17 protein-coding genes and 1 pseudogene are annotated in these 15,736 nt (G+C 64.7%); 12 read left to right on the forward strand and 6 right to left on the reverse strand.

From position 1 onward, the window contains the following. Positions 1–92: 92 nt before the first annotated feature. Complete coding sequence (locus QZZ02_RS04100) at positions 93–1,025, reverse strand: TraB/GumN family protein (protein ID WP_291842576.1); 933 nt, start codon at positions 1,023–1,025, stop codon at positions 93–95. 122 nt (positions 1,026–1,147) lie between these two features. Beyond that, a complete protein-coding gene (gene mutM / locus QZZ02_RS04105; protein WP_291842578.1) occupies positions 1,148–2,011 on the reverse strand; it encodes a bifunctional DNA-formamidopyrimidine glycosylase/DNA-(apurinic or apyrimidinic site) lyase in 864 nt (287 codons plus the stop codon). Between the two features lie 98 nt (positions 2,012–2,109). Here mutM and QZZ02_RS04110 point away from each other — a divergent pair, with 98 nt between their 5' ends. Continuing rightward, positions 2,110–2,802 carry a fatty acid desaturase CarF family protein gene (locus tag QZZ02_RS04110; protein ID WP_291842579.1) on the forward strand — a complete coding sequence of 231 codons (693 nt, stop codon included), beginning with the start codon at positions 2,110–2,112 and terminating at the stop codon, positions 2,800–2,802. Between the two features lie 94 nt (positions 2,803–2,896). Next, a complete protein-coding gene (locus QZZ02_RS04115; RefSeq protein WP_291842582.1) occupies positions 2,897–3,709 on the forward strand; it encodes a class I SAM-dependent methyltransferase in 813 nt (270 codons plus the stop codon). Here the strand turns inward: QZZ02_RS04115 and QZZ02_RS04120 are convergent. Next, positions 3,706–4,116 carry a hypothetical protein gene (locus QZZ02_RS04120; protein WP_291842583.1) on the reverse strand — a complete coding sequence of 137 codons (411 nt, stop codon included), beginning with the start codon at positions 4,114–4,116 and terminating at the stop codon, positions 3,706–3,708. The genes QZZ02_RS04115 and QZZ02_RS04120 overlap by 4 nt on opposite strands. Positions 4,117–4,217: 101 nt before the next feature. Here QZZ02_RS04120 and ubiB point away from each other — a divergent pair, with 101 nt between their 5' ends. The 5 genes and pseudogenes from ubiB to cysK all read left to right on the forward strand — a co-directional run bounded on the left by ubiB (position 4,218) and on the right by cysK (position 9,172). Continuing rightward, entirely contained in the window at positions 4,218–5,756 is a 1,539-nt protein-coding gene (gene ubiB, locus QZZ02_RS04125) for a 2-polyprenylphenol 6-hydroxylase (protein WP_291842584.1), read from the forward strand. 72 nt (positions 5,757–5,828) lie between these two features. Beyond that, positions 5,829–6,350 carry a protoglobin domain-containing protein gene (locus QZZ02_RS04130; RefSeq protein ID WP_291842585.1) on the forward strand — a complete coding sequence of 174 codons (522 nt, stop codon included), beginning with the start codon at positions 5,829–5,831 and terminating at the stop codon, positions 6,348–6,350. Between the two features lie 79 nt (positions 6,351–6,429). Next, positions 6,430–7,615 (forward strand): annotated as a pseudogene (gene coaBC / locus QZZ02_RS15040) (bifunctional phosphopantothenoylcysteine decarboxylase/phosphopantothenate--cysteine ligase CoaBC). 73 nt (positions 7,616–7,688) lie between these two features. Next, positions 7,689–8,147, forward strand: a complete 459-nt coding sequence (dut, locus tag QZZ02_RS04145) for a dUTP diphosphatase (RefSeq protein ID WP_291842588.1) — start codon at positions 7,689–7,691, stop codon at positions 8,145–8,147. A 74-nt stretch (positions 8,148–8,221) separates the two neighbouring features. Continuing rightward, a complete protein-coding gene (cysK, locus tag QZZ02_RS04150) occupies positions 8,222–9,172 on the forward strand; it encodes a cysteine synthase A (RefSeq protein ID WP_291842589.1) in 951 nt (316 codons plus the stop codon). Positions 9,173–9,302: 130 nt separating this feature from the next. Here the strand turns inward: cysK and QZZ02_RS04155 are convergent, their stop codons facing one another. Next, on the reverse strand, positions 9,303–10,649 hold the full coding sequence (locus tag QZZ02_RS04155) for an AAA family ATPase (protein ID WP_291842590.1): 1,347 nt from the start codon (positions 10,647–10,649) through the stop codon (positions 9,303–9,305). Positions 10,650–10,760: 111 nt separating this feature from the next. Here QZZ02_RS04155 and QZZ02_RS04160 point away from each other — a divergent pair, with 111 nt between their 5' ends. After that, complete coding sequence (locus QZZ02_RS04160) at positions 10,761–11,510, forward strand: HesA/MoeB/ThiF family protein (RefSeq protein ID WP_291842591.1); 750 nt, start codon at positions 10,761–10,763, stop codon at positions 11,508–11,510. Here QZZ02_RS04160 and QZZ02_RS04165 read toward each other — a convergent pair. Then, complete coding sequence (locus QZZ02_RS04165; protein ID WP_291842592.1) at positions 11,507–11,743, reverse strand: hypothetical protein; 237 nt, start codon at positions 11,741–11,743, stop codon at positions 11,507–11,509. The two genes, QZZ02_RS04160 and QZZ02_RS04165, sit on opposite strands and share 4 nt — an antisense overlap. A gap of 53 nt (positions 11,744–11,796) precedes the next feature. Beyond that, the gene (locus QZZ02_RS04170; protein ID WP_291842593.1) at positions 11,797–12,717 is read right to left on the reverse strand and encodes an MBL fold metallo-hydrolase; all 921 of its coding nucleotides are present in this window, start codon (positions 12,715–12,717) and stop codon (positions 11,797–11,799) included. Between the two features lie 195 nt (positions 12,718–12,912). Between QZZ02_RS04170 and QZZ02_RS04175 the strand changes: the two genes are divergently transcribed. The 4 genes from QZZ02_RS04175 to QZZ02_RS04190 form a co-directional block, all read left to right on the forward strand. Beyond that, positions 12,913–13,494, forward strand: coding sequence for an SH3 domain-containing protein (locus QZZ02_RS04175; protein ID WP_291842594.1), 582 nt, complete (start codon positions 12,913–12,915; stop codon positions 13,492–13,494). Positions 13,495–13,583: 89 nt separating this feature from the next. After that, positions 13,584–14,102, forward strand: coding sequence for a bifunctional 3-hydroxydecanoyl-ACP dehydratase/trans-2-decenoyl-ACP isomerase (gene fabA, locus QZZ02_RS04180; protein WP_291842595.1), 519 nt, complete (start codon positions 13,584–13,586; stop codon positions 14,100–14,102). A 14-nt stretch (positions 14,103–14,116) separates the two neighbouring features. Next, positions 14,117–15,331, forward strand: a complete 1,215-nt coding sequence (gene fabB / locus QZZ02_RS04185; RefSeq protein WP_291842596.1) for a beta-ketoacyl-ACP synthase I — start codon at positions 14,117–14,119, stop codon at positions 15,329–15,331. A 43-nt stretch (positions 15,332–15,374) separates the two neighbouring features. Then, on the forward strand, positions 15,375–15,736 hold a 362-nt coding region (locus QZZ02_RS04190), incomplete at its 3' end, for an SDR family oxidoreductase (protein WP_291842597.1).

Here is a 15,736-nt window from a genome sequence, read left to right on the forward strand (position 1 = left end):
TCCCGCACGGGAAAAGCCGCGCCGCTATAACGCAGCGCGAAGCAAGCGTCGATACCGGCTGACCCGTTTGAGTCACCCGGCGGGATCGATGCCTATTGCCGCGTGACCTCGAACCCGGCTTCACGCAGGAGGTGGATGACACCATCCTCGCCGGGCAGGTGCGCTGCGCCGACGGCGATGAAGACCGTGCCGTCGCCCGCCATTATATCGGCAATCTGGGGCACCCAGTTCTGGTTTCGCGCCACGATCAGTGTCTCGTACACCTCTGGCGTCTCTTCACGCATGCTGCCATTGACCAGGTCCTCGAGCACAGCCATCTCACCGGTCGCCCAAGCCGTCACCAGCTCGTCCAGCTGGGCCGGCAGGTCCTCGAGATCCGCGAGACCCTGACCGAAGGCACGAATCTGCACATCATCCGGAACACTGGCGAGAAACCGGATCTGCTGCTCGGCGGTCTCGAAATAACCCATCTGCGTGCCGGTGCCGGCGACGAGGGCCAGCAAGCGGCTTTCCACTCCGGCATTGGGATCAAGGCCGAGCGCCTGCATCTGGGTCACCGCCAGCATGACCTGGGCCAGCCAGGGGCGCAGCGGCTCGAGCATGGCCGGCGCCACGCCAACGGTCGGCGCGAACTCGGCAAGCGCGGCATTGGCTTCGTCCGAAAGCAGGGAAGACAGTGTCACGCCGGGCGGATTGAGCCCGTGCTGCATGACAAGCTGCTGCATCTGGGCCTGGGCTTCCGGCGAGTGCACATCGGCCTCGACATACAGCATGTCGGCGCTGGCAAGAATCGCCTGCAGCTCCTCCGTCAGCCAGTCGAGGCCCGGCGGAAGAATGTGGAATGTGCCGAAGATATAGACGTCGGAATCGGCGTCGGAGAGATGCCAGACGGCCGGGTCGGCCTCGATCGCCGCGTAGTCAGTGGACTGGGCCTGAGCGGTGGACGCCAGCAGGGTGCCTCCGGCCAGAAGCGCGGCGCCGAGAAAGCCACGCACAGCGCTGCGAAAACGGAATTGGGCGGACATGGACAAACCTCACCGGGACAGAAGGGGGTCCTCACCAGGACAGGCGGGGACAAAACCAGCCTAGCCGCTCGCCACGGGCAGGCTAGCGGGACTCGCAGCGCCACCATCCCGCCGGGCTCGGTTCAGCGCTGACAGGCGCTGCAGAACCAGGTTGAGCGGCCGGACTGGACAATCCGCTGGATTGTGCCGTCGCATTTTTCGGTCGGGCAGGGCGCCCCCAGCCGGTCATAGACCCGGAAACGATGCTGGAAATAACCCAGCGCCCCGTCGGTCGCGGCGAAATCCTTCAGCGACGAACCGCCTGCCTCGATGGCTTCGACGATCACCGCCCGCACGGCTGTCGCGAGGCGTTCGGCCCTGACGCCGGAGATACTGGCGGCGAGGCGGCGCGGACTGATACCGGAGCGATGCAAGGCTTCGCAGACATAGATATTGCCCAGCCCGGCGACAATCGACTGGTCAAGCAGGGCGGATTTGACCGGCGTCTGCCGTCCTGCCAGTGCCGCGGCCAGATAGGGGCCGGAGAATTCATTGCCGTGCGGTTCCGGCCCCAGCGCCCCGAGCACCTTGTGGCTCGCCTCGGCGTCTGTGGCAAAGAGGTCCATATAGCCAAAGCGGCGGGGGTCATTATAGCGCACCGTCACGCCGCCCTCGGCATGAATCACCACATGGTCATGCTTGGGGTTGGCCGGTGCAGCGTGCACGAAATCGCCCGGCAGCGCCGCCTCGCCCCCGGCCTCAATCGAGAAGCGTCCGGACATGCCGAGATGGCCGATCATCGTCTCGCCGCTGTCCAGCCGCAGCAATAGATATTTGGCGCGCCGGTCGATCCGCTCGACCCGGCTGCCGGTCAATCGTTCCGCAAAACGCGCGGGAAAGGGAAAGCGCAGATCGGGCCGGTTGAGCTCGACGGCCAGGATGCGGCGCCCCTCAAGGGCGGGGACCAGGCCCTTTCGGACCGTTTCGACTTCAGGCAATTCAGGCATTTTCGGTGTGAATCATCTTTACATTCAGACGGTTACATTTTCGCCCCATTTCCCGGCTCATCTTTGCGCGCCTTCGGGAATTAGGGAGACGAGGCCTGATGTTTGACCACATGGATATTGTCCTGTCAGCAGCGATGATTGTCGCCCAGATCGGACTGGGCATCCTGTTCGCCGACCTGATGAGCGGGATCGTGCACTGGTATATCGACACCTATGGCGATCCGAAGACGCCGATCCTCGGCCAGCATGTCTACTGGCCGACCATCAATCACCACGCCCGGCCGCTTGATTGCACCCGCGCCAGCTTCTGGTCGCGCTACGGCCCCAACCTGGCCCTGAGCCTCGTCTTCCTCGCGGCCTTTATCGCGCTGGGCTGGCTGAATGCCTTTACTCTCAGCGCCCTCGCCACCGGCATGTTTGCCAGCGAAATCCATGTCTGGAACCACAAGCCCAAGCGCAAGCGCCCGCCGCTCGTCCACTGGCTGCAAAGGCGTGGCGTCCTGCTGAGCCCGAAAGAACACTGGCAGCACCACACGCACGCCCACAACACACGCTATTGCACGGTCACCAACCTGCTAAATCCGGTCATCGACCGGCTGCGCCTGTTCCGCCTGGTCGAGGGCTGCGTCGAAGGCCTGGCCCGGCGCAAGCCGCGCGACGAGATCATGGGGATCGGCCCGCTGGCCCGTGGCCGCCGCATCATGTCGCGGGCCCGCCGCTTCGTCGCCGCCCATGCCTGGCAGGCCCGACGCGCCCTGACAGCGCCGCTGGCCCGTAGGGTCCTCGCCTGACGAGTCAGCCCGGATCGCAATCACGCGCAGGTGCGACACCAGGGACCGTTCTCGCGGCTTTGCGGCGGGGGTGAGGCTGTCTATGTTCGCAGGCATGAGCCTTACGCCTGACACCCACACCCCCGACCGGCCCGAACACGAGACCGAAACCGTTTCCTTCGGATTCACCGATGTCGCTCGCGAGGAAAAAGCCTCGCTGGTGCGCGGCGTGTTTGATCGGTCCGCGCGCCGCTATGACCTGATGAACGACCTGATGTCGCTGGGCATCCACCGGGTCTGGAAAGACATGGTGATGACACGCGCCAACCCGCAGCCGGGCGAGTTGCACATTGATGTGGCGGGCGGCACAGGCGATCTGGCCCGCAGTTTCCTGGCCAAGGCCGACGCCGTGGCCGAGCGCCGGGGCAGCGACCGCAAGGCGACGGCCATTGTTCTGGACATCAATGAGCAGATGCTGCGCGCCGGCGTGAAGCGCGGCCTGAAGCCGCACGAGGAAGGCCGCATCGACTGGGTCACCGGCAATGCCGAATGCCTGCCCCTGCCGGATCGTACCGCGCATTGCGTCACCATCTCGACCGGCATCCGCAATGTCACCGACCGGGCGGCGGCCCTGAAGGAGATGCGCCGCGTGCTCAAGCCCGGCGGACGCTTTCTCTGTCTGGAATTTACCCGCCCGACCAGCCGGGCCTGGGAGAAAATCTATGACGCCTGGTCCTTCAACGTGATGCCGGAGCTCGGCCATTACGTCGCCCGGGACCGCGACAGCTATCGATACCTGGTCGAGTCGATCCGCCGCTTCCCGAACCAGGATGATTTCGCCGACGAGCTGCGCGCCGCCGGCTTCCGCAATGTCAGCTACACCAACTTCTCCGGCGGCATTGCCGCCTTGCATGTCGGCTGGGCCTAGGGTGTCGCGAGCGCGCCGCGCTGGTCTGCAAGCCAAGCCTCGGCTTCAGCCCGGCTCTCGAACAACGCCATCGACGGCGAATAGAGAGCCGATCCGAGCGCCATCCAGTATTCCAGCGAGCTGCGCTGCAGGGCATTCGAGCACACATGCGCCGAAAAATTCGGTGCCTGGCCATAGAATTGCGCGATGACCGGCTGCAAATGCGCGGCAACCCGCTTGAACCGGGCGGCAGTGAGCTCACCCAGATCGGCATGATCATACAAGACAATGCGATCACAGCGCGGCGTCCAGCCCGGCTTTGCGACCAGCTCGCGCATGAGCTCGGCCGGGTCTTCCGGCCTCACTTCACCGTGGTAATGCACCACCCCGAGCTGTCGGACCGGGTCGAATTCAATCCGGTGCTTCACGCCTTCATTCCTTCAACAAGGCCTTGATCGGTCAGTCGATCGCCGGCGCGACTTCACGCCACGCTCGCCAAGCTCCACCAAGGACACTAAACCGACAAACAATGTTTGACAGCCTCGTATCTTTCGCGCGCCTGATGCGCGCCGGCCTGACCCTGGCCCGGCATGACGCCATCCTGCCGGCCGAGTACCAGTCACTCTATCCGGCGCCAGCGCGCTGGCTGGGCGCGGCCATGCGGGTGTTCCGCCGTCGCGACCTGGCCGAGAACCCGGGTGAACGCCTGGCCCGCGCGCTGGAAAAGCTGGGCCCGTCCTATGTGAAATTCGGCCAGATCCTGGCAACCCGTGGCGATGTGATCGGTGAACGCTTTGCCCGCGGCCTGTCGCGACTGCAGGACCGGATGCCGGCCTTTGGTGACGCCGAAGCACGTCGCGTGCTCGAGGCCGAGCTCGGCGAGCCGGTTGACGCCCTGTTCAGCGACTTCGGTCCGCCCGTCGCGGCCGCCTCGATCGCCCAGGTCCACAAGGCCGTCACGCCGGACGGATCTGTCGTCGCCGTCAAGATCCTGCGCCCCGACATCGAACACCGGATTGCGCGCGATATCCGCACGCTGAGCCTGGGCGCCGCCCTGGCCGAGCGTTTCGCGCCCGCCAGCCGCCGCCTCGAACCGCGGAAGTTTGTCGAGACCGTATCGCGCTCGCTGACCGTCGAAACCGATCTTCGCCTGGAAGCGGCGGCGGCGTCCGAGCTCGGTGAGGCGGCCGCCGTCGCCGAGGACTATCACATCCCCACAGTTGACTGGACGCGCTCCTCGCGGCGCATTCTGACAACCCAATGGATTGACGGCATTCCGCTTTCGGACATGGACGCGATCAGGGCGAGCGGCATCGACCGGTCCGCGCTAGCGACCCGGCTGACCCGGGCCTTCCTGTCGACGGCCCTCGATCGCGGCGTCTTCCATGCCGACATGCATGGCGGCAATCTCTTTGCCCGCACCGACGGTACGGTCTGGGCTGTCGATTTCGGCATCATGGGCCGGATCGGTCGCGCCGAACGGCGCTTCCTTGCCCTCATCCTTCACGGCTTCCTGACCCGCGATTACATGGCCGCCGCCCGCGCCCACTTCGCGGCCGGCTATGTCCCGGCACGCCATTCGGTCGAGGATTTTGCCAGCGCGCTGCGCGCCGTCGGCGAACCCATCTTCGGTAAGACGGCCGACCAGGTGCCGATGTCGCGCGTCCTGCTGCAATTGTTCGAGATCACCGACCTGTTCGACATGCGCCTGCGCCCGGAACTGGTGATGCTGCAAAAGACCATGGTCCAGTGCGAAGGCGTGTCGCGACAGCTGGACGCCCGGCACGACATGTGGGGCGCCGCCGCCCCGATTGTCGAAGCCTGGATGAAGCGTGAACTGGGCCCTGAAGGCCGGATCCGCGACCTCGGCGAGGACCTCACGCGACTGCATGATGCCCTGCGCCGCCTGCCGGACGCCGTCGATGACTGGGCCGAAGTGGGCGCCCAGCTCAAGGCCGGAAAACTGTCACTGGGCGGCGGACCGAAACTGCGCCCCTGGTTTCTGCGCCTCGCTTGGCTGGCAGGGGCTGCCGCCGCTGGCGCTGCAGCGATGCTGGCATTTGGCTAAAATCTCGCCGCGATTTACACAAAATCGAAAGAAACGCATGTGTTTATTCCCTGCATGGCAAGGGATTTCATCATGAATGACGAGGCAAGAAGCCTGCAGCGGGAATTCTTTCGCATCGACGAGGATGTGATTGATCGCGTGCAACACCTCAAGTCACGCCTCATGAAATACGCCGAAGAGGCGCTTGAAACAGTGTTCGATCACCTGATCGGCAATCCGGATGTCGCGCACTATTTCGAGATTGACGACAACGTCACCTATCTGCGCGCCGGGATGCTGGCCCATTGCGACGAGCTGTTCTCGGCCCGGTTCGACGAGCACTATTACGAATCCACCGAAGGCATGGGCGAGCGTCACGCCAAGCTGGAATTCCCGCCGCATGTCTATACGGCCGCCTATTCCAACATGTTCGCGCGCATCGTCGAGCTGGCCATGGCCGACCGCCGCAGCTTCAAGACCGACGACATCACCGCCCTCTCACGCATCACCCACTACGATATCGAACTCTCGATGGGCGCCTTCTACCGCCACATCATGGACAAGCGCGCCGCCCTGACCTCGGACGCCCACAAGATCCGGCATCTGGTCGACTGAGCTGAAGCTCACCCCCGGAGAGCCTTGGGATTTCACCGCTGAGGGTTTACCTGTACGGGACTTTCAGCGGAGGCATGACGTGGCCGACAAGTCCATTCTTCTGATCATTGGCGGCGGAATTGCTGCCTACAAGGCGCTGGAACTGGTCCGGACCCTCAAAAAGCGCGGCATTGCCAGTCGCTGCATCCTGACCCGCGCCGGCAGCGAATTCGTCACGCCGCTGTCTGTCTCGGCCCTGTCCGGCGACAAGGTCTATGGCGAGCTGTTCAATCTCACCGACGAAGCCGAGATGGGTCATATCGAGCTGTCGCGCTCGGCCGATCTCGTTGTTGTCGCACCGGCGACCGCCGACCTGATGGCCAAGGCCGCGACCGGCCTGGCCAATGACCTCGCCTCCACCACCCTGCTCGCGACCGACAAGCCCGTCCTGATGGCTCCGGCGATGAATGTGCGCATGTGGGAGCATCCGGCGACCCGGCGCAATCTGGCGACCCTCAGGGGTGATGGCGTGCATTTCGTCGGGCCGGACGAGGGCGAGATGGCCTGCGGCGAGTTTGGTCCGGGCCGACTGGCCGAACCCGAGGCGATTGCCGATGCCGTCGTGAGCCTGCTGAATGGCTGACACGCTGAAGGGTCGCCACGTCCTGGTCACGGCCGGACCGACGCGTGAACCGATCGACCCGGTCCGCTTCATCTCCAACCACTCCTCGGGCAGGCAGGGCTATGCCATCGCCGCCGCCTGCGCCGCGCTGGGCGCCCGGGTGACGCTGGTTGCCGGCCCGACGGCCCTGCCGGACCCGGACGCCGTCGAGACCATCCATATCGAGACGGCGCGCGACATGCTGGCAGCCGTCGAGACCTCCCTGCCCGCCGATGTCTTCATCGCCGTGGCAGCCGTCGCCGACTGGCGCCCGGCCGAGCCATCCGACCGCAAGCTCAAACTCGACAAGGCGCGCTTTTCCAGCCTGCCGCTGGTCGAGAATCCGGACATTCTCAAGACGATCGCGCAGATGGGCGACGGCCGACCCGGCCTGGTCATCGGTTTCGCAGCCGAGACCCATGATGTCGAAACCCTCGCCGTCGCCAAGCGCAAGCGCAAGGGCTGCGACTGGATCGTCGCCAATGATGTCTCCGGCGATGTGATGGGCGGCGCCGAGAATGCCGTCCTGCTGGTCACTGCAGACGGCGTGGAGAGCTGGGATCGGGCCGAGAAGAGCGAAATCGGCCGGCGATTGGCGGCCCGGATTGCCGAAGCACGCGTCTAGCGCGTCAGGCACTGGCCAAATCAGCCGGGCTTGGCTTTGATGCGCCCCATCACTCGCCAGCCAGGATGCTGCCATGTCGACCGTGCCCGTGAAGATCAAACCGCTCGATCATTATGAGGGCCTCGCTTTGCCGGCCTATGAGACCGCCCAGTCCGCCGGCATGGATCTGCGCGCCGCTGTCCCGGCTGACGCCCCCGTCTCGATTCCGCCTGGTGAATGGCGATTGATCCCCGTGGGGATCGCCATCGCCCTGCCCGCCGGTTTCGAAGCCCAGGTCCGCCCGCGTTCGGGCCTGGCCGCCAAGCACGGCATCTCCTGTGTGAACACGCCAGGCACCGTGGATGCAGACTATCGCGGCGAGATCCGGGTCAATCTGATCAATCACGGCAAGGCCAATTTCGTCGTCAATCGCGGTGACCGCATCGCCCAGATGATCGTCGCCCCGGTCACCCAGGCGGTCTGGGAGGTCGCCGACACGCTCGACGAAACCGGGCGCGGCGCGGGCGGTTTCGGCTCCACCGGTACGAAATAGCCGGTACGACTGACACAGTCGTCACTGGCGCTTGGCTGGCGGACACCTACATTGGCCGCAAACGGAGATCTGACATGACCGACACACCCGGCCGCGGCCGCATCTACGCCTCCATCGCTGACACGGTCGGCAATACGCCGCTGGTCGAGCTGAAAAAGCTCGCCGCCGCGCATGGCGCCAAGGGCCGCATCCTGGCCAAGCTGGAATTCTTCAATCCGCTGGCTTCGGTGAAAGACCGGATCGGCGTGGCAATGATCGATGCGCTGGAAGCGGCCGGGAAGCTGGGCGAGGGCGCGGTCATGGTCGAACCGACCTCGGGCAATACCGGGATCGGCCTGGCCTTTGTTGCCGCCGCGCGCGGCCACCGCCTGATCCTGACCATGCCGGAATCGATGTCGATCGAGCGCCGCAAGCTGCTCAAGCATCTCGGTGCCGAACTCGTCCTGACCGAAGCCGCCAAGGGCATGAAGGGCGCCATCGCCAAGGCCCAGGAAATCATCGACGCCACGCCCGGCGCAGTGATGCCAAGCCAGTTCGCCAATCCGGCTAATCCGGAAATCCACCGCAAGACCACCGCGCTGGAAATCTGGAATGACACGGCCGGCGAGGCCGATGTCCTGGTCTCCGGCGTCGGCACGGGCGGTACGCTGACCGGTTGCGCCTCGGTGCTGAAAGAAAAAAAGCCGGGCTTTCACGTCGTCGCCGTCGAGCCGACCGACAGCCCGATCCTGTCCGGCGGCGCCCCCGGCCCGCACAAGATCCAGGGCATTGGCGCCGGTTTCGTGCCGGACATTCTCGACACCGGGCTGATCGATGAAGTTGTGACAGTCTCCAATGACGACGCCTTCGCTTTTGCGCGCGAAGTCGCCAAGCTGGAAGGCGTGCCCGGCGGCATCTCCTCCGGCGCCGCACTGAAAGCCGCCATCGACGTCGCCAAGCGCGATGACATGGCCGGCAAGACGATCGTGGTGATCCTCGCGAGCTTTGCGGAGCGGTATCTGTCGACGGCACTGTTCGAGGACTGATCCCCGGATTCCCTCTCCCCTGGGAGAGGGTCAGGGTGAGGGGTAAATCCCGGTGGTCTGCGGGAACATACCCCTCATCCGGCCCTGCGGGCCACCTTCTCCCAAGGGAGAAGGAAAGGTCTCGCGTGTTTCAAGCACTCACACTCGCGGGAGCCGGATCACAGAAGGCGGTCACGTCATAGATCCGCGGGTCGGAGATGACATCTCCGGGTGTCAGGGGGCGTGACAATTCCAGCCCCTCCAGCGAGCGCGCCCGGGACAGGGCAACATAGGCCTGGCCGTGGGCGAAGAGGCGGCGGGCGAGGTCGAGATAGACCTTGTCCAGCGTCAGGCCCTGGGCCTTGTGGATGGTCATCGCCCAGGCCAGCCGTAACGGATACTGCGTGAAGGCACCGGCGGTTGTCTTGGTCAGGGCCTGTTTTTCCGGATCGAAGGCATAGGCATTGCGTTCCCATTTCTGGGCCTCGATCGCATGCACGGTCTCGCCGATGCGCACGCGCACGGCCTTCTCGTCGAAGCCTTCCACCTGCCCCAGCGTACCATTGACCCAGCGCCCCTGCGGGTCGTTGCGGGTCAGCATGACGCGGGCACCGATCTTGAGAATGAGCGGCTCCTCGGCCGGGAAGAGCCGCGGGTCGAACTGCCCCTCGACCTTGGCCTCGAAGGCCTTGTGCGAGGTCGGCAAGCCCTCCAGCCGCGCCTGGTTGATGCGCCAGGCCGTCTCGTTGGTGGCCGTCAGCACGATATGCGACAGCGAGGCCTCCAGACCGGAGCGCCCGGTGACCCGCTCATTCAGGTCGGCCGCCTTGTCACTGTCGAGATCGCCATCGCGGATCGCATTGAGGATGTCGACGAAATACTCGTCGGTCTGGCGGAAAACCTGCTCCAGCTCGACATAGGAAAAGCCGGCATCGCGGAAGCTTTCCGGATGAAAGAAGAAGGGCCCGCCATAGGTCGATTCCAGATATTCCGCCTCGGCGCCCTGGATCACCGGCGGCAATTGCGCGAGATCACCGACCAGCACGATCTGGACCCCGCCGAAGGGCTCATTGCGCTCGCGATTGAGACGCAAGGATTTGTCGATCGCCCACATCATGTCGGCGCGCACCATGGATATCTCGTCGATCACCAGGGTTTCCAGCGCCTGCACGACCCGGCGGTGGCGCACCTTGCGGATATCGCGGGCGCCGATCATGCGTGGCGGGAAATGGAAAAAGGAGTGGATGGTCTGGCCACCCGCCTGCATCGCCGCCACACCGGTCGGCGCGATCACGGCAGCGCGCGGCCCGGCCCGGCGCAGGAATTCGCGCATCAAGGTCGTCTTGCCGGTCCCGGCGCGCCCGGTGAGGAAGACGTTCGGCCGCGCCGTTGCCAGCCAGTCGAGCAGGCGTTCCTGATGCTCGGACAGGGCCAGTAAGGGCAGGGCCGGTGCGGGCAGGGTCGGGGCGGGCAGGGTCGGATTGGCGGGAACGGACATGGCGCCAGATTGCCCCTGTTCGCGCCGGGAACAAGCCCGCAAAGCGGGCCGCCGGGGTGCTAAATCAGGTTTGCCCTTGATGCGGAGCGCCAATCCCGTCACCTAGGGGGCATGACCTCGGAAATCGATATCGACCGTTTCGCCCGCCACCTTGTACTCAAGGAAATCGGCGGACCCGGCCAGCAGGCCCTCGCCCGCACCCATGTTGCCATCATCGGCGCCGGCGGACTGGGCGCGCCGGCCAGCCTCTATCTGGCGGCCGCCGGGATCGGAACGATCAGCCTGATCGATGCCGATACGGTGAGTGTCGACAATCTGCAGCGCCAGATCATCTACCGCACCGGCCAGATCGGTACCGCCAAGGCCAAGACCGCGGCCCGGGCCCTGCGTGCGCTCAACCCGGGAACGCGGGTCAAACCGGTCGTGAAGGCGATCGATGGTGAGAACGCCAAGCGCCTGATCGGGAAGGCGGATCTAGTGCTCGATGGGTGTGACAATTACGAGACCCGCTATGCGGTCAATGCCGCCTGCCTCGCCACCGGCAAACCGCTGATCTCGGGCGCTGTCGGTCGCTGGGACGGCCAGGTCTCGATCTTCAATGCCCGCCCGGAAGCGCCCTGCTATCGCTGCTGGGTGCCGCAGACGCCTCCGGATGCGGAAACCTGCGAGCGGGTCGGCGTTGTCGGCGCCCTGACCGGCGTGATCGGCTCGATGATGGCGCTGGAAGCGATCAAGCACATCTGCGCCGCCGGCCAGACCCTGGACGGCCGCATTCACCTGTTCGACGGCCTGTCGATGGAAAGCCGCACGGTGACGCTTGACAAGGATCCGGCCTGCCCCGCGTGCAGCGGCCAGGGCTAGCGTTTCGCCGTCAGCTGCAATCCCAGCCCGATCGCCAGGCCTGGTGCCAGGCCAAACAGAACGCCAAGCAGGATGCTGCCGGTGACGAGGGCGATGATCAGCCAGAGCGCGAGCCCGGCCGCGAGGCCGGCGAGAAAACCGAGCGGCTTGCGGAAACGCGCCGGCGCGGGCATCGGCCCTTGCGGGGCCGGAGGGGGCGAAGAGGTGGTCATGGCACCCTTTGTGGACGCCATGACCTCACAGGAATCTGGTCGCTGGTTTAACTCTTGGTCAGACGCTTCACATCTCAGCGCGAGAAAGAGCGGCCATTGCCCACGGCGTCATTGTAGAGCGTCTCGACCATGCGATCGGTCGTGATGAAGCCCCAGTTCCAGTCGTCATGGAAGTCGGCCAGCGGCTCGGCTGCCCGCACCATGTCGAGGTCAGCACCGCCCTCGACCAGCGTGCGCACGCGGAAGGCGGCCTCACGCAACATGGCGATCGAGGCTTCCAGCTCGGTCCGTGTCGACAAGGGGCCATGGCCGGGAATGATGCGGGTGTCCGGGCCGGCCATGGCCAGGCCACGCTCCATCGCCGCGAGAAAACCATCGACCGTTCCACCGGACGCAATGTCGATGAAGGGGAACCAGCCCGAGAAGAACACATCGCCCATGTGCAATATGTCGGCTTCGCGGAAGTGGACGAAGGCATCACCATCGGTGTGGGCCGCCGGAACGTGGGTGACCTCAACGGTCTGGCCGTTCATGTGAAAAGTCAGGTCCTCGCCGAATGTGAGGATCGGCAGGGCGCCCGGCTCCTGTGTCCAGGCGTCGTCTGCCGCCTCGATCCGGGCGCGGATATTGTGGTGCGCCGCGATCGTCGAGCCGAGCCGGGCAAAATGTGCATTTCCGCCGGAGTGGTCGCCATGCCAATGCGTGGAGACGATGAAGCGCGGCGCGCCTTCACCGGCGATTTCAACAATGGCACCTTCGATGACCGGCCCGGTATTCGGCAGCTGGTCGTCGACCATCACAATGCCGTCCTCACCGGTCAGGATTGCCAGATTGCCCGCAATCCCGGTCGAGATCATGTGGACGCCATTGCCCATATCGGTCGAGGTCGCCGTGACTTCAGGCTGCTGCGTGGTTGCAGACAGGGCGGGCGCGGCAACGCCGCTGCCGGCGGCCAAAATGGCTGCGGCGCTGGTAATGGCCAGACGAAAACTCATGGAATCCCCTCCCGATTCGGGTCCCGGACGGCACCTGCCAACCGGACTGATCGTGCAAATATAGGCAGGCGGAGCGGAATTTCATCCTCCCGCGCGACACGATTGCGTGCCGTGTGCAAATCACGCGAGGATTTTCCGTACGATTTACCGCCTATTCACCGAAGCAGCGCACCACAGGAGGCGAAGGAGTCCCGCATGATCCGCGCCATCACATCCGCTCTCGCCCTGGCCTGCCTTGCCTGTCTCGCCAGCCCGGCAGCGCTTCATGCCCAGGACACGGAACACACCGCCACCCCGTCGGGCCAGGCCGTGCCGCGCTTTGTGTCGCTCAAGGTGGATGTCGCCAATGGCCGCTCGGGCCCCTCGTCGCAGCATCCGATCGCCTGGCGCTATCTGCGCGCCGGACTGCCGATGGAAGTCATCGCCGAAACACCGGACTGGCGCCGCGTACGCGACCCGGAGGGCGAGATCACCTGGATGCACCGATCCATCCTGTCGGGCCGGCGCTCGGTCTACACGCTGGAAGAGACCACGCTTCATGCCCGCGACAGCGACAGCTCGCCCATCGAAGCGGTTGCAGAGGCCGGAGTCATCCTCTCGCTTGAACGCTGCCGTACGGGCTGGTGCCGTGTCGAGGCCCAGGGATTTCGCGGCTGGGTACGGCCCCACACCTTGTGGGGCGTGTATCCACAGGAGCTGGACGGCGAGACCGGCGAGGACAGCGACGGCAACCCCGCCTTGAGCCCCTCCGTCGCGCATGATACCGCTCTGCCCTGATCTGCTCGGCTGACCACGGATGGCCGGGTTTTATTGACCAGCCCGGTGATCGCCAAGCGCCTTCACACGAGGCGCAACTGATCGGCTACATGACTGAACGCAAAAGCTCTTTCAGCTATAACGACCTGATCGACTCCAGCAATGGGAAGATGTGGGGACCCGACAACGCACAACTCCCCGCGCCGCCCATGCTGATGATGGATCGCATCACTCACATCGATGACGAAACCGGCGAATACGGCAAGGGCCAGATTGTCGCTGAACTCGACATCAATCCCGACCTCTGGTTCTTCGAATGCCACTTCAAGGGCGACCCGGTGATGCCGGGCTGCCTGGGCCTTGATGCCATGTGGCAGCTGGTGGGCTTCTTCCTGTGCTGGAAGGGCAATCCCGGCAAGGGCCGCGCCCTGGGCGTCGGCGAGGTGAAATTCACCGGCCAGATCACGCCTGACTGCAAGACCGTCCGTTATGTCATCGACTTGAAGCGCGTCATCCAGCGCCGCCTCATCATGGCCATCGGTGATGGCCGTGTCGAAGTCGATGGCAAGACCATCTATACTGCCAAGGATTTGCGCGTGGGCCTGTTCAAGCCCGGCGAAATGGCCTGACCCAGGAGAGCCTCATGCGTCGTGTTGTCATTACCGGACTCGGCGTGATTTCCCCGATCGGCAATAATGCCGCGGAAGTCACCGCGTCCCTGAAAAACGGCAAAAGCGGCATTGGCCGCATGGAAAGCTTCGCCGAGCTGGGCTTTCGCTGCCAGGTCGGCGGCAAGCCCAAGATCGATCCGGCCGAGCATGTCGACAAGCGTGTCTACCGCTTCATGTCGGAAGGCGCGGGCTGGAACTATATGGCGATGGAACAGGCCATTGCGGATAGTGGACTGGAAGAAAACGACATTTCCAACCACCGCACCGGCATCATCATGGGGTCCGGCGGCCCGTCCGCCGGCACCATCGTCAATGCCGCCGACATCACGCGCGAGAAGGGTCCCAAGCGGATCGGTCCGTTCGCGGTGCCCAAGGCGATGAGTTCGACGGCTTCAGCCACCCTGGCCACGCCGTTCAAGATCCTCGGCGTGAACTATTCCATCACCTCGGCCTGCACGACCTCGCTGCACTGTATCGGTGCCGCCACCGAGCAGATCCAGTGGGGCAAGCAGGATGTCATGTTCGCCGGCGGTTGCGAGGAGATCCACTGGGCCCTCTCCAACCTGTTCGACGCCATGGGCGCCATGTCGACCAAGTATAACGATACGCCGGAACAGGCTTCGCGCGCCTTCGACAAGGATCGCGACGGTTTCGTCGGCGGCGCCGGCGCCGGTGTGGTCGTGCTGGAAGAGTATGAGCGGGCCAAGGCCCGCGGTGCCAATATCATCGCCGAAGTGACCGGCTATGGCGCCACCTCGGACGGCTATGACATGGTCGCCCCGTCCGGCGAAGGCGCCATTCGCTCGATGAAACTGGCCATGGAGACGGTCAAGAACCCGATCGACTATCTCAACCCGCACGCCACCGCGACGCCGGTCGGCGACATCAAGGAGATGGAAGCGGTCAAGGCCGTGTTCGGCGACAGCGCGCCGATGATTTCGGGCACGAAGTCGATGACGGGCCACTCGCTCGGCGCGGCTGGCGTGCATGAGGCCATCTACACGCTGTTGATGATGAAGGAGGGCTTCGTCGCCCCGTCGATCAATGTCTTCGACATGGATCCGGACATTGCGGCGCTCAACCTGCCCATCATCACCGAGACCCGTGACGCCGAGATCAAGACCGCCATGTCGAATTCCTTCGGCTTTGGCGGCACCAACGGCACGGTCGTTTTCGAAAAAATCTAAAGCGTCGTAAAAGACGTCATCTGATCCAGGAGGGGATTTCACGATGAGCGACACGGTGTTTCCGGCCGGCGAGCTGATGAAGGGCAAGCGCGGACTTGTCATGGGCGTCGCCAACAAGAACTCGATTGCCTGGGGCATTGCCCAGCAATTGGCCGCCCAGGGCGCCGAGATCGCTTTTTCCTACCAGGATGAAGCGCTCGAGCGTCGGGTCCGCCCGCTGGTCGAGAGCCTGCCCTGTGAGTCTTTCATGGTCCAGGCAGACGTCACCAATGACGCCTCCATGGATGCCTGTTTCAAGGCGCTGGAAGACAAGTGGGGCACGATCGACTTCCTCGTCCACGCCATTGCCTTTGCCGGCAAGGACGAGCTGGTCGGCTCCTTCACCGAGAACACCACCCGCGAGGG

Source organism: Maricaulis sp. (genome assembly GCF_015665295.1).
In the GTDB taxonomy this organism is placed as follows: Bacteria; Pseudomonadota; Alphaproteobacteria; order Caulobacterales; family Maricaulaceae; genus Maricaulis.

Bases quoted from the DNA above. Each gene is read 5' to 3' on its own strand.
- QZZ02_RS04100 (WP_291842576.1), bottom strand. From the start codon at position 1,025: ATGTCCGCCCAATTCCGTTTTCGCAGCGCTGTGCGTGGCTTTCTCGGC.
- mutM (WP_291842578.1), bottom strand. From the start codon at position 2,011: ATGCCTGAATTGCCTGAAGTCGAAACGGTCCGAAAGGGCCTGGTCCCC.
- QZZ02_RS04110 (WP_291842579.1), top strand. From the start codon at position 2,110: ATGTTTGACCACATGGATATTGTCCTGTCAGCAGCGATGATTGTCGCC.
- QZZ02_RS04115 (WP_291842582.1), top strand. From the start codon at position 2,897: ATGAGCCTTACGCCTGACACCCACACCCCCGACCGGCCCGAACACGAG.
- ubiB (WP_291842584.1), top strand. From the start codon at position 4,218: ATGTTTGACAGCCTCGTATCTTTCGCGCGCCTGATGCGCGCCGGCCTG.
- QZZ02_RS04130 (WP_291842585.1), top strand. From the start codon at position 5,829: ATGAATGACGAGGCAAGAAGCCTGCAGCGGGAATTCTTTCGCATCGAC.
- dut (WP_291842588.1), top strand. From the start codon at position 7,689: ATGTCGACCGTGCCCGTGAAGATCAAACCGCTCGATCATTATGAGGGC.
- cysK (WP_291842589.1), top strand. From the start codon at position 8,222: ATGACCGACACACCCGGCCGCGGCCGCATCTACGCCTCCATCGCTGAC.
- QZZ02_RS04155 (WP_291842590.1), bottom strand. From the start codon at position 10,649: ATGTCCGTTCCCGCCAATCCGACCCTGCCCGCCCCGACCCTGCCCGCA.
- QZZ02_RS04160 (WP_291842591.1), top strand. From the start codon at position 10,761: ATGACCTCGGAAATCGATATCGACCGTTTCGCCCGCCACCTTGTACTC.
- QZZ02_RS04165 (WP_291842592.1), bottom strand. From the start codon at position 11,743: ATGGCGTCCACAAAGGGTGCCATGACCACCTCTTCGCCCCCTCCGGCC.
- QZZ02_RS04170 (WP_291842593.1), bottom strand. From the start codon at position 12,717: ATGAGTTTTCGTCTGGCCATTACCAGCGCCGCAGCCATTTTGGCCGCC.
- QZZ02_RS04175 (WP_291842594.1), top strand. From the start codon at position 12,913: ATGATCCGCGCCATCACATCCGCTCTCGCCCTGGCCTGCCTTGCCTGT.
- fabA (WP_291842595.1), top strand. From the start codon at position 13,584: ATGACTGAACGCAAAAGCTCTTTCAGCTATAACGACCTGATCGACTCC.
- fabB (WP_291842596.1), top strand. From the start codon at position 14,117: ATGCGTCGTGTTGTCATTACCGGACTCGGCGTGATTTCCCCGATCGGC.